Source organism: Myceligenerans cantabricum, from assembly GCF_054777735.1.
On sequence record NZ_BAAHAJ010000012.1, the window covers coordinates 92,479 to 104,727 of the forward strand.

At 72.0% G+C, this 12,249-nt stretch carries 12 protein-coding genes and 1 tRNA gene; 6 read left to right on the top strand and 7 right to left on the bottom strand.

Annotation, left to right across the window (positions count from 1 at the left end; genetic code table 11):
• Positions 1-186: 186 nt before the first annotated feature.
• From ACYU96_RS16955 to ACYU96_RS16965, 3 genes are all read left to right on the top strand, one after another.
• Entirely contained in the window at positions 187-1,623 is a 1,437-nt protein-coding gene (locus ACYU96_RS16955) for an NAD(P)/FAD-dependent oxidoreductase (RefSeq protein ID WP_460756112.1), read from the top strand.
• A gap of 59 nt (positions 1,624-1,682) precedes the next feature.
• On the top strand, positions 1,683-2,582 hold the full coding sequence (locus tag ACYU96_RS16960; protein ID WP_460756114.1) for a ketopantoate reductase family protein: 900 nt from the start codon (positions 1,683-1,685) through the stop codon (positions 2,580-2,582).
• 176 nt (positions 2,583-2,758) lie between these two features.
• A tRNA-Leu gene (locus ACYU96_RS16965) sits at positions 2,759-2,832 on the top strand.
• Between the two features lie 137 nt (positions 2,833-2,969).
• Here ACYU96_RS16965 and ACYU96_RS16970 read toward each other — a convergent pair.
• The 4 genes from ACYU96_RS16970 to ACYU96_RS16985 are packed head-to-tail and all read right to left on the bottom strand — an operon-like array spanning position 2,970 to position 4,765.
• Positions 2,970-3,254: a hypothetical protein gene (locus ACYU96_RS16970; protein ID WP_460756117.1), complete on the bottom strand. Its 285-nt coding sequence runs from the start codon at positions 3,252-3,254 to the stop codon at positions 2,970-2,972.
• The gene (locus ACYU96_RS16975; RefSeq protein WP_460756119.1) at positions 3,251-3,751 is read right to left on the bottom strand and encodes a DUF2269 family protein; all 501 of its coding nucleotides are present in this window, start codon (positions 3,749-3,751) and stop codon (positions 3,251-3,253) included. The genes ACYU96_RS16970 and ACYU96_RS16975 overlap by 4 nt, the downstream gene beginning before the upstream one ends.
• Entirely contained in the window at positions 3,748-4,065 is a 318-nt protein-coding gene (locus tag ACYU96_RS16980) for a hypothetical protein (protein ID WP_460756121.1), read from the bottom strand. The genes ACYU96_RS16975 and ACYU96_RS16980 overlap by 4 nt, the downstream gene beginning before the upstream one ends.
• Before the next feature lie 40 nt (positions 4,066-4,105).
• Positions 4,106-4,765: a DJ-1/PfpI family protein gene (locus ACYU96_RS16985; RefSeq protein WP_460756124.1), complete on the bottom strand. Its 660-nt coding sequence runs from the start codon at positions 4,763-4,765 to the stop codon at positions 4,106-4,108.
• Positions 4,766-4,887: 122 nt separating this feature from the next.
• Between ACYU96_RS16985 and ACYU96_RS16990 the strand changes: the two genes are divergently transcribed.
• The gene (locus tag ACYU96_RS16990; protein WP_460756127.1) at positions 4,888-5,841 is read left to right on the top strand and encodes a GlxA family transcriptional regulator; all 954 of its coding nucleotides are present in this window, start codon (positions 4,888-4,890) and stop codon (positions 5,839-5,841) included.
• Positions 5,842-6,082: 241 nt separating this feature from the next.
• On the top strand, positions 6,083-6,553 hold the full coding sequence (locus ACYU96_RS16995) for a helix-turn-helix domain-containing protein (protein ID WP_460756129.1): 471 nt from the start codon (positions 6,083-6,085) through the stop codon (positions 6,551-6,553).
• On the opposite strand, the gene ACYU96_RS17000 is transcribed toward ACYU96_RS16995, so the two are convergent.
• From ACYU96_RS17000 to ACYU96_RS17010, 3 genes are all read right to left on the bottom strand, one after another.
• Positions 6,550-7,152 carry a ClpP family protease gene (locus tag ACYU96_RS17000; protein WP_460756132.1) on the bottom strand — a complete coding sequence of 201 codons (603 nt, stop codon included), beginning with the start codon at positions 7,150-7,152 and terminating at the stop codon, positions 6,550-6,552. The two genes, ACYU96_RS16995 and ACYU96_RS17000, sit on opposite strands and share 4 nt — an antisense overlap.
• Positions 7,153-7,267: 115 nt before the next feature.
• A complete protein-coding gene (locus tag ACYU96_RS17005) occupies positions 7,268-7,918 on the bottom strand; it encodes an ArsR/SmtB family transcription factor (RefSeq protein ID WP_460756134.1) in 651 nt (216 codons plus the stop codon).
• 88 nt (positions 7,919-8,006) lie between these two features.
• Positions 8,007-8,273, bottom strand: coding sequence for a hypothetical protein (locus ACYU96_RS17010; protein WP_460756137.1), 267 nt, complete (start codon positions 8,271-8,273; stop codon positions 8,007-8,009).
• A 293-nt stretch (positions 8,274-8,566) separates the two neighbouring features.
• On the opposite strand from ACYU96_RS17010, the gene ACYU96_RS17015 reads away from it, so the two are divergent.
• Entirely contained in the window at positions 8,567-11,938 is a 3,372-nt protein-coding gene (locus tag ACYU96_RS17015) for an efflux RND transporter permease subunit (RefSeq protein WP_460756140.1), read from the top strand.
• Positions 11,939-12,249 lie beyond the last annotated feature (311 nt).

Below are 12,249 nucleotides of genomic sequence, written 5' to 3' on the forward strand. Positions count from 1 at the left end.
ACCGCGGCCACGGCCGACCGTCCGGCCACCGCCCGGGCTCGATGGCCACGGCCGACCGTCCGGCCACCGCCCGGGCCCGGTCGCCACGGCCGGGCATCGTGGCGTCGTTCACAGTGGCGGGCGTCACGCCGTGAGCCGGTGGACGGCGCACGTGTGGTCGCCCGCAATGGCGGTAGTCTGAGAATCATGCCTCAGAACGACCTGACCTCGGTCAGCCATGCCCAGAACGCGTCGGACGCGCCTCGCCCGCGCAAGACCCCGCGCATCGTGGTGCTCGGCGGCGGGTCCGTCGGCCTCTACGTGGCGCGCCGCCTGCGCAGGAAGCTGAAGAAGCGGGACGCGGCGATCGTCGTCGTCGACCCCAGGCCGTACATGACCTACGCGCCGTTCCTGCCCGAGGCGGGCGCCGGCTCCATCGACGCGCGCGACGTCGTCGCGCCGCACCGCCAGGCCCTCAAGGGCATCGACGTGCTGCAGGGCAAGGTCACGAAGATCGAGCACGGGCGCAAGCACGTCCAGATCACGCCCGAGGAGGGCGACGCGTACGAGGTCTCGTACGACCAGCTCGTCGTCGGGCTCGGCTCCGTGTCCCGCACCCTCCCGATCCCGGGCCTCGCGGAGACCGCCATCGGCTTCAAGAACGTGGAGGAGGCCATCGCGGTCCGCAACCACGTGATCAACCGCCTCGACGTCGCGTCCTCCACCTGGGACGCCGACCTGCGCACCCGGATGCTCACCTTCACGTTCGTCGGCGGTGGCTTCGCGGGCATCGAGGCCCTCGCCGAGATCGAGGACATGGCGCGGTACGCGACCCGGCAGTACGACACGATCTTCCCCGAGGACCTGCGGTTCGTCATGATCGAGGGTGCGGGCCGCATCCTGCCCGAGGTCACCGAGCCGATGGCGCTCTACGCGCTGCAGACCATGAAGGAACGCGGCATCGAGTTCCACCTCAGCACGTTCCTGTCGTCCTGCGAGGGCGGGCACGTCGTCACCTCGACGGGCGTCGAGTTCGACTCCGACACGATCGTGTGGACCGCCGGCGTCAAGGCGAACCCGGTCATCAAGGAGGACTCGGACCTCCCGGTCGACAAGCTGGGCCGCGTGACGGTCAAGCCGACACTGCAGGTGGTGACCGAGGACGGCGCGATCGTCGAGGGCGCGTGGGCCGCGGGCGACTGCGCCGCCGTGCCCGACGTCCTGAACCCCGGCACGTTCTGCCCGCCCAACGCGCAGCACGCGATCCGCGAGGCGAAGCGCCTGGCCGACAACATCGTCGCGGAGCACAAGGGCCGCCCGGCGCAGGACTACGAGCACAAGAACGTGGGTGTCGTGGCGTCGCTCGGCCTGTACAAGGGCGTCGCGGAGCTGTTCGGCTGGTTGAAGCTGCGCGGCCCGCTCGCCTGGCTGGCGCACCGTGGCTACCACGTCATGGCGATGCCGACCGGCAACCGCAAGGTCCGCATCATGATCGGCTGGATGGGCCAGTTCCTCATGGGCCGTGAGCTGGTCTCGCTCGGCTCGCTGCACGACCCGCGCAACGAGTTCCGCGCCGCGGCCGTGCCGCCGAAGCCGAAGGCGGAGCAGGTCGAGCAGAAGGCCGAGGCCTCGGCCCGGAAGTAGCCTGGTCGGTCGGCAGGCCGCCGTGCGGAGCCTGGGCGCAGCCCACCTACCATGGGCCCATGGCTGACACCCCTCTCGCCGTCATCGGTCCCGGCGCGATCGGCGGCCTCGTCGCCGCCCTGCTCCAGCAGGCCGGGCACGACGTCGTCGTGATCGCCCGCGACCGCACCGCCGCCCAGATCGCGGAGCACGGCATCGAGATCGAGACCGACAGGTACGGCACCTGGCACGCACCCTTGAGCGCGGTGACCGCTGTTCCGCACGGGGCGCGCGTGGTCGTCGCGGTCAAGGCGGAGGGAGTCGCGGCGACCGCGGACCTGCTCGCGGGAACGGCACCCGTCGAGGTGATCTCCCTGCTCAACGGCCTGGACCACGTCGACGTGCTGCGTTCGGCGCTGCCCGGGACGCGAGTCGTCGGCGCGACCATCGCGGGGGAGACGCTCCGGACGGGTGCGGGAGAGGCGGGCCCGCCCCGGATCCGCCACCGCGGGGAGCTGCTGCGGGTGGTCGTGCCGGACGACGCCGCCGGGCTCGGTGTCGTCACCGCGCTGCGTGACACCCCCATCGACGTCGTCGACGGCGGGACCGGCGCCGAGGTGCTGTGGAAGAAGCTCCGGTTCCTCGCCCCGCACGCGCTGCTCACGTCGGCCTGGGCGACCGGCATCGGGGACGCGCTCGCGCACGACCCGCGGCTGACGTCCGGGCTGCTCGCCGAGATCGCCGCGGTCGCGACCGCGGAGGGCGTGCCGGCCTCGGGTGAGGAGCTGCACGGCATCCTGAGCGGCCTGCCCGCCCCGATGCGGTCCTCCCTGCAGGCGGACGTCGAGACCGGCCGGGCGGGTGAGCTCGACGCCATCGGCGGAGCCGTGCGGCGCCGAGCCGTCGCGCACGGCATCGAGACGCCCGTGCTGGACGACGTGATCGCCAGGATCGAGGCGCGTCTGCCCGCCCAGGGCTGACGGGCGTCGGGGACGTCGCGAGGCTCGCGTTCCGCGGCGAGGTGGTCCTGGCCGACGCAGGGCGCGCACCGTGGGCGAGAGCTTCCTCCGGCACCGCCGGACGAGGCCGCCGGGTCGGTGGAACACACCCCGGAGGAAGTGCCCGCGCTGCTCTGACGACTAGGCTCTGACCCGACGCCCTCATGGCCCAACTGGTAGAGGCAGCCGGCTTAAACCCGGCACGGTACGGGTTCGAATCCCGTTGGGGGCACCCGGCGCGTGCGGCTCGAACCGCGGCCCGCAGCACCGAGGGCCGGGGTTCGAGCCGTGTCCGCGCCTGCGGCCGAGGTGAGGGCGTTCGCGTTGCCGCCCGGTCGAGCGGCGACGCGAACGGCCGCACGCTCTCGCCTACGGCTCGTCGTCCAGCAGCAGCCGTTCCAGTCGTGCCGGGGACGCGGCACGGGAGGCGAGGAGGCCGCCGATCCCGGGCAGGAGCGCCGCCAGCCAGACCCGGTGGCTCTCCCCTCGTACGAGCACCGCGGTGATGACGGTGGCCGTGTACGCGAGCCCGTGCACGGGGCCGAGAACGCCTGACACCTCCGGCGCGTGGACGGTGGCGAGGTTGACGAGCATGAGGACGAGCGTGACGAGCTCGGCGGCCCCGACGACCTGCAGGATGCGCCGCGGGCTCATGGGCCCACTCCCGTGGTCGAGCCGGGCCGGTAGATCATCAGGACGACCACGACGGCCCAGAGCAGGTTGAACGCGCCCGTCAGCATGCCGAGCCGGCGGGCGGCCGTGTCGGGCACCGGGTCGCGCGCGTCGTCCCCGCCCGCCTCGGCCCCGCGTGCGTCGACGGTGCGCGCGACGCGGGCCTGGGCCGGCAGGACGGCGGTGATCAGGAGCACGGCCGCGGCAGCGGTGAGGACCATCGAGACGATCAGCCAGGCGTCACCGAGAACGCCGAGACTCGCGCCGGTGGCGATGCCGAACACGGGGACGAGCACCCCGGTCACGGCGTAGACGCGCGTGATGCGGTGCAGGATGCGGACCACGGCGACCTTCCTCGGGTCGTCGGGCGCCGCGAGGGCGAGGCGCGCGAACCGCGGGAACATGCTCGCGGTGACGGCGACCGGTCCGATGGTGAGGATGGCCGCGAGCACGTGGACCGAGAGGAGGAAGGCGCTCACGCGCCGATCCGTTCACCGGTGACGCGGGTGCGTGGCAGCCGTCCGGCGCGGGACTCTCCGGCGAGAGCGTCCCCGTCGACGGTGACCTCGTAGTCGAGGTCGAGCCGGATCGGCCGGGTGATGCGCTGCCGCCAGGTGACGCGCTGACCGTCCGGTCCGTCGTCGACGGCGATGTCGGTGAGCGTCGTGGTCTCGCCGCTGCCGCTCGCACTACCGTGGATCATCCCGCCAGCGTCCTCGAAACGGTAGGTGGCCTCGATGGTGCCGACGGGGGTCTTCATCCGTAGCAGCCAGGTTCCGGCGATGGTGCTCATGCGTGTCCTCGTGTCTTTCCGTTCCGGGGGATGAGGCAGGTCATGCCGCGAGCTGACGCCCGCTCCGCACGGTGACGCCGCGCCGCTCGTACTCGAACAGCTCCTCGACCTGGTGCGCGGTCTGGGAGCCGAAGTCGCGTTCGAGCAGGTAGAGCGCGACGTCGAGGCCCGAGGTGACGCCGCCGCCGCTGATGAGGTCGCCGTCGTCCACCACGCGCGCGCGAACGGCGTGCACGCCGGTGGCGTCGAGCATGTCGAGTCCGAGCGCGTGCGTGGTCGCGGTGCGTCCTTCGATGAGGCCGGCCATCCCGAGCGCGAGCGAGCCGCCGCAGTACGCGGCGACGGTGGCGCCCGGGTTGTCGAGCGCGCGAGCGATCAGGGGCATCGCCTCGCTGGACGCGAACCGTCCCAGGAGCACGGGGATGGTCTCGTCGCCGGCATCGGGGTCGCCGTCGACAGGGCCCACCGCTCCGGGGACCAGCACGTAGCCGGGTGCGTCGGGATCGAGCGCGGCGACCGCCGTGAGGGATATCTGCGGCGTGCCGGATCGCACGACGCCCGGACCGCTCGCGCTGACGAGCTCCACGGTGAACGCTCCGCCGAGGAAGTCGTTGCCGGCGGTCAGCGCTTCGAACGGGGCGACGACATCGAGCGGGTCGAATCCGTCGAAGAGCACGAACTGGGCGCGAGGTTGGGGCATGGGTGGGTTCCTTTCACGGGATGCTCGCTCCATCCTTGTCGTCCCCCGCGTGCAGGACAATGACTATCAGGACATGCTTCGCCTGTATCTCGCCATCGGCCATGATGGCCTATCCTGCGAGCATGTTCACGGTCGTCGTGCTCGCGCTCCCGGACACGATCGCCTTCGATCTGGCCACCCCCATCGAGACGTTCGGGCGCGTCCGTCTCCCGGACGGCAGACCCGGGTACCGGATCGTCGTCGCCGGCCCCGAGCAGTCGGTCCAGGCAGGTCCGCTGAGACTGATGATCGACGAGGGCCTGGACGCCCTCGAACGCGCCGACCTCGTCGTGGTGCCGGGCAGGAACGACCTGTCCGTCCCCACCCCGCCGGCCGTCCTGTCCGCCTTGCGGACCGCGGCAGAGCGAGGGACCCGGGTCGCATCGATCTGCGTGGGCGCTTTCACGCTCGCGGAGGCCGGCTTGCTGGACGGCCGGGACGCCACGACCCACTGGCTCGCGGCGGACGAGCTCGCGTCCAGGCACCCGGCCGTGCGGCTCGACCCGGACGTGCTCTACACGGACGGCGGGGACATCCTGACCTCCGCGGGCGCGGCGTCCGGCCTCGACCTGTGCCTGCACATCGTCCAGCGCGACTACGGAACGGCCGTCGCGGCGGACGCCGCGCGCCTGGCGGTCGCCCCGCTGCACCGCCCAGGAGGGCAGGCGCAGTACATCGTCCGGAACCGACCGACGTCCCGGACCCCGACCCTCGGACCCGTACTCGCGTGGATCGAGGCGAACGCGCACCGCGACCTGACGCTCGCGGACCTCGCCGGCGCGGCGGGCACGAGCGCGCGCACGCTGACGCGCCGCTTCAAGGACGAGACAGGACAGAGCCCGATGCAGTGGGTCGCCGGCGTGCGCATCCGTCACGCGCAGGAGCTGCTGGAGACCACCGACCACACGGTGGACCGGGTCGCCGCGCACACGGGGTTCCCCACCACGAGCAACTTCCGATCGCAGTTCGCACAGGTCCTGGGCGTCACGCCGGGGGCCTATCGCAAGGTGTTCCGCCCGCGGGCGACACCCGCGTGAAGCCGGCCGAGGGCGCAGGTGCCGACCGCGGCCCTGCCGAGCCGTGCGCCGGGTCCCGCGCCGCCGGGGACCTCGGTGGAGGGAGCCGGCCGCTCATCGGACAGGCCCGGCCCGGAGGCTCGGGTTGTTCCGCCCTTACGCCGCTGGCGTACGACGACGGTCGACCGGCGCCGCCTCCTGTTCCGGTGTCAGTGTCCCCGGCTACGGTGGGAAACAGTCGACGGGGAGGGCGGTAGGCAACGTGACGACACAGCCGACGCAGCAGATGAGCCGGACGGGAGAGCCGGCCGACTTCGGCACGACGCCGGAACCCCTCCTGCGAGATCTCGTGGGCAAGATCCTGCGGCGTGCCCGCACGGCGCAGCGCCGCACCCTGTCCGACGTCGCCACCGCGGCGCGAGTCTCCACCGCGTACCTGTCAGAGGTCGAGCGCGGCCGCAAGGAGGCCTCGTCCGAGGTGCTGGCCGCCGTGTGCGCGGCGCTCGGCATGAAGCTGGCCGATCTCGTCGAGCGTGCGTGGGCCGACCTGACGCTGGCGGCCGCCCAGGCCGAGGAGGAGCGCCGGGTGCGGGTACTGTCCGCCCGTGCTCGCCGCGGCCGTGCGGGCTTCGTCGGCCCCGAACGTGCCAGGAGGGCGGACCTGACCCGGCTCCCGAGCCGGACGGCCCGCGACGCCGGCCCGGCCCAGGACACCGTGCTCCTCGCGGCCTAGAGCCCTGCGCGCCGTCCGTGGCCCGACGGACGGACGTCGGGCAGCTGCTCGACCACCGTGTCCACGATCCCGTAGGCCTGGGCCTGCTCGGCGGTGAACCAGCGGTCGCGGTCGGAGTCGGCGGCGATCGTCTCGGGTGGCTGCCCGGTGTGGTCGGCCAGGATCCGGGTCACGACGTCCTTCGTGTGCTGGAGGTTCTCGGCCTGGGTGGTGATGTCCGAGACGGTCCCGCCGATCCCGCCGAGCGGCTGGCGCATCATGATCCGCGCGTGCGGCAGCGCGTACCGCTTCCCGGCGGTGCCGGCCGTGAGCAGCACCTGTGCCATCGACCCGGTGAACCCGAGCGCCACGGTCGCGACGTCGTTGGGCAGCAGCCGCATCGTGTCGTACACCCCCATGCCCGGGGAGATCGAGCCGCCGGGGGAGTTGATGTAGAGGGCGATGTCGGCGTCCTGGTCCTCTGCGGAAAGCAGCAGGAGCTGGGCGGTCACACGGTTCGCCAGGGCGTCGTCGATCTCGTGCCCGATCATGACGATGCGCTGGTGCAGCAGGCGCGTGGCGAGGTGGTCGTCGAGGGGGATGGTCTGGCTGTCGGTCATGCCCACCACGGTGTCCGACGTCGTCCTGCCCCGGAACACCCTTCGGCTCGCGGCAGATCTGCCGACGGCAGATCGGCGCGGCGCGGCAACGCGGCGGGCCGGGTCGCCGCGCCGGTCAGAGCGGGTCGCCGTGGCTGTCGACGAGGGGGAACACGTCGAAGTGGATCTCGACGGGAACCGTACCGGGCGTGCCCTCACGGCTGTCGAGCGGATCGAGGTGCTCGACGACGAACTGGTTCCATGCGTCGATGACGGAGGCCACCTGTTCGGGTGTGGCCCACTTGTTCATCGTGGTGAAGGTGACGGCGTCTCGCCAGGCGTGCTGCAGGAGCGAACGGCCGTCGGTCTCGGCCATGACTCTCTCGACGAACCGCAGCGAGCGATCATTGCGCATGCGGATCGTCTCGTGGTTGACGATGTTGGCCGCAGCCAGCGCCGACGGCGAGTCCTGCTCCAGGGACGAGACCGAGAAGCCCCCGGGCGGCCGTTCCCACCAGCGTTCGCGAGTCGTGCCCTTGCCCTCGATCTCTTGGACGAGCCCGTGCTTCGCGAGCTGGCGAAGGTGGTAGCTCGTGGACCCGCTGGACTCCCCGACGATCTCGCCGAGCTTGCTCGCCGTCAGCGAGCCACGGGTCGACAGCAGGTCGAGAATCCGCAGCCGCAGCGGGTGCGCGAGCGCCCGGAGTGCGGCCGGCCCGAGCCGCGGGGGAGGCGCCGGGGGCTCGGGCGCGTCCAGGGGGTCGCTCTGCTCGTTCGCTCCGGTCATGGACCAGACGCTACTTCGTGGTCCACGGCGACTCGCGCATTCACCGGTGCTGCGGTGCCGTCGTGACCGGGCCGCCGGGCCGGCGGGCTCAGCGCAGTCCCAGCGGGTGGGTGGCCGCGGCGTTGTCGCGGATGCGCTCCAGATGAGCGTCCTGTCGGGCGTCGCGGTCACGTCGTGCGGCGTCCTGCCGGCGTCGGGAAGCGCGTCCGACGCGGCTGACCGCCCGGTCCCGCTCGCCCTCGCGGACGTTCGGATTCGCGGCGCCGGTGGCGCGGGGTCCCCAGCGGCGGGCGGCGGCCCGGGCGCGGGAGGTGGGGAACGGGGTGGCGGTGAACGCGGTGTCGAAGGTGCTCATGGCGGGTCTCCTCGGTGCTCGGTGCTCGGTGCCGGGCGTGGCTGCGCCTCCTGAAACTACAGGCGCAAATAAAGCTTTGCAAGTAGTTCTTTGCAAACAAGTCTCGGCGATCGGATCGGGCTACTCTGGAGGGAGTCGTGCCACCCGGCTCGTGGCCGGATAACAAATTTGCAGCGACTGCAACAAATGCCCGTAGAGTGGGAACTCCGGTCGGCGTGACTCGTTGGACCGGTTGCACCACGACGACGGCGTCGTGAGGCCGTCCCCAGTCCCGCCCGTTCGTGGAGGCATCCGTGTTCCGTCTTGCCCGCTTGTCCTTGGCGCACCGCGCCGTCGTCGCCCTGACGACGGTCGCGGTCGCAGTCATGGGCGTGCTGAGCATGGGCCAGCTCAAACAAGAGCTGATCCCGTCGCTCCAGCTCCCCATGGGAATCGTCGTCGCGCCCTATACCGGATCGTCCCCGTCCGTCGTCGAGGAGCGTGTCACCGAGCCGATCGAGTCCGCCGCCGAGACGATCGACGGCGTCGAGTCGGTGAACTCCACCGTCTCGACCGGTCTGTCGATGACCACCGTCGAGTTCACCTACGGCACCGATATCGAGCGCGTCACCCAGCGCCTCGAAGCCTCCATCACGCGGCTCGGGCAGGTGCTGCCCGAGGACGTCGACCCGCAGGTCATCGCGGGTTCCTTCGACGACCTCCCCGTGGTGCAGCTCGCCGTCGCGGGCGACGAGTCCGACGACGCCCTCGCCGACACCGTCGAGTCGGCCCTCGTCCCCGAGCTGGAGAAGCTCGACGACGTGCGCAGCGTCGACGTCAGCGGGGTGCGCGAGGACCGCATCGTCGTCACGCCGGACGACGACGAGCTGGCCGCGGCCGGCCTCACCGCCGCGCAGCTCTCCACGCTGCTGCAGGACAACGGCGTCGTCATGCCCGGCGGTACGCTCACCGAGGGCGACCGGACCTGGTCCGTCGAGCTCGGCACGAGCCTCGACGACGTCCAGGACCTCCGGAACCTCCCGCTCGTCCCCGCCGCGTCCGGCGGAGCCCAGGGCGCAGCGGGCGCCGCAGCCGGTGCCGCCGGTGCCGGTGCGGACCCGGCAGCGGGCGCCGACGCGGCAGCCGCAGCCGGTGCGGCCGGCGCCCCGGCGGGCGGCGTGACCGCGCAGGACCCGTCGTCGGACACCGTGCCGCCCACGGGTGAGGTCGCCCCGGCTCAGCCCGAGCCCGTCGTCCTCGGCGACGTCGCGAAGGTGGAGCGTGAGCCCGTGCCCGTCTCGTCGGCCTCACGGCTCGACGGCGAACCGTCGCTCGGGATCGCCATCACCAAGACGCCCGACGGCAACACGGTCGAGGTGTCGCACGCCGTGCAGGGCGTGCTCGACGACCTGTCCGGCACGCTCGAGGCGCGCGACGTGAACGTCGGCGTCGTGTTCGACCAGGCGCCGTTCATCGAGGAGTCCATCGAGGGGCTGTCCACGGAGGGCGGGCTCGGCCTGATCTTCGCAGTGCTCGTGATCCTGCTGTTCCTCGCGTCGCTGCGGTCCACGCTGGTGTCGGCGATCTCGATCCCGTTGTCGCTCGCGGCCACGTTCATCATCATGAACATCACGGGCTACACGCTGAACATCCTGACGCTCGGTGCACTGACGATCTCCATCGGACGCGTGGTCGACGACGCGATCGTGGTCATCGAGAACATCAAGCGACACCTGTCGTACGGCGAGGAGAAGCTGCCCGCGATCCTCGGTGCCGTGCGCGAGGTGGGCGGCGCGATCGCGGCGTCGACCATCTGCACCGTGGCCGTGTTCGCACCGATCGCCCTGGTGGGCGGCATGACGGGTGAGCTGTTCCGACCGTTCGCGCTGACCGTGGCGATCGCGATGGGCGCCTCGCTCGTCGTCGCGCTGACCATCGTCCCGGTGCTGGCCTACTGGTTCGTCAAGGCGCCGGTCGTGCCGGGCGAGACGGAGGAGGAGCGCGAGGCGGTGCGGACCACCGAGCGCGAGGCCGCCGAGGCCAAGGAGCGTCGTGGCCTGTGGCAGCGGGCCTACGTGCCGACGCTGGGAGCCGCGCTGCGGCGCCCGGTCGTCACGCTGTTCATCGCCGCGGCGGTGCTCGGCGGGACGCTTGCCATGGTGCCGCGCCTGGAGACGAACTTTATCGGCGACAGCGGCCAGGACACCCTGACCGTCACGCAGACGTTCCAGCCCGGCACGTCGTTCGCCGCGCAGGACGACGCGGCGCGCAGCACCGAGGAGGCCCTGAGCGAGGTCGACGGCGTCGAGACCGTGCAGTCCACCGTCGGCACCGGTGAGGCCGAGCAGGCGGCATTCATGGGATCCGCCGGCGACTCGGCCTCGTTCTCGATCACGCTCGACGAGGAGGCCGACGGTACGGCCGTCGCCGACGACGTGCGGGAAGCCGTCGAACCGCTGGTCGAGGGTGTGACCGACGACGTCACCGTGGCATCGGCGGACAGCGGCTTCGGCGGGTCGACCGTCGACCTCGTCGTGAGCGCGCTCGACAACGAGTCGCTCGCCGAGGGCGCCGCGGAGGTGGAGGACGCCGTCGCCGACGTCGACGGCGCCGCCGAGGTGACGAACAACCTGGCCGCCGCGCAGCAGGTGGTGCAGGTGACCGTGGACCGCGAGAAGGCGGCGGAGGCCGGCCTGACCGAGTCCGCGGTGTCCGGGATCGTGGCGGGCGAGATGTCGCCGGAGCAGACGCTCGGCACCGTCGAGCTCGACGAGCGCAGGCTCGACGTGGTCGAGTCCACGGGCGAGGCGCCCGCGACCCGCGCGGAGCTCAAGGAGCTGGAGATCCCGACGGCGACGGGCATGGTGGAGCTCACCGACCTGGCGGACGTCGCCGTCCAGGACGTCCCGACCAGCATCTCGCGGACCGACGGCGAGCGGACCGCCACCGTGTCGGTCACGCCTGCCGGTGACGACCTCGGCTCGCTGACCACGGCGCTGAACGAGCGGATCGCGGACGTGAGCCTGCCGGCCGGTGCGAGCGTCGTCGTGGGCGGTGCGGCCGCGGAGCAGGCCGACGCGTTCAACGACCTCGGGCTCGCTCTCGTCGCGGCGATCTTCATCGTGTACGTCGTGATGGTGGCGACGTTCGGGTCCCTGGTGCAGCCGCTGATCCTGCTCGTGTCGGTACCGTTCGCGGCGACCGGCGCGCTGGGGGCGCTGCTGCTCAGCGGCACACCGCTGGGCGTGCCGGCGCTGATCGGTGTGCTGATGCTGGTCGGGATCGTGGTCTCGAACGCGATCGTGCTCATCGACCTGATCAACCAGTACCGCCGGTCGGGCCGCGATCTCGACGAGGCGGTGCGCGAGGGTTCTCGCCAGCGCCTGCGGCCCATCGTGATGACCGCTCTGGCCACGGTGTTCGCGCTGACGCCGATGGCGCTGGGGCTCACCGGCGGCGGGGCGTTCATCGCGCAGCCGCTGGCACTCGTGGTGATCGGCGGGCTCGTCTCCTCGACGCTGCTCACGCTGTTCGTGGTGCCGGTGATCTACTCGCTCATGGAGCGCGGAAAGCTCCGGCGCGCGGAGAAGAGCGACGCACGGCGTCGCCGGCGTGCCGCTGCGGCGGAGGTCCAAGCCCACCGGAACAAGGCGGCGGCCGACCTCGCAGCCTCGACCGCACGCTAACGGCGACCCGGCGGCCGGCCGACCGGTCATCTCTGACCGGCCAGCCGACCGCCGTGCCGTCCCCCCCTCACTCGGCCAAAGACCGACCCCCACCCAGCCCCCCCCGCGGCTGTTGATCCTCGTTCAGTAGGGGCTGGCAGACCTTTCAGAGCGAGATAAATGGATTCGAACCCCTACTGAAGCAAGTTCAGTCGGGGTGGCAGATGTGGCAGATGTGGGCGGTGGCGGGAGATGTCGGCGGCTCGGCGGAGGGGTGGGTTGCGGCGGAGGGGTGGGTGGCCACTGGGTCGGCGGTGGTGGGGGCACGACGA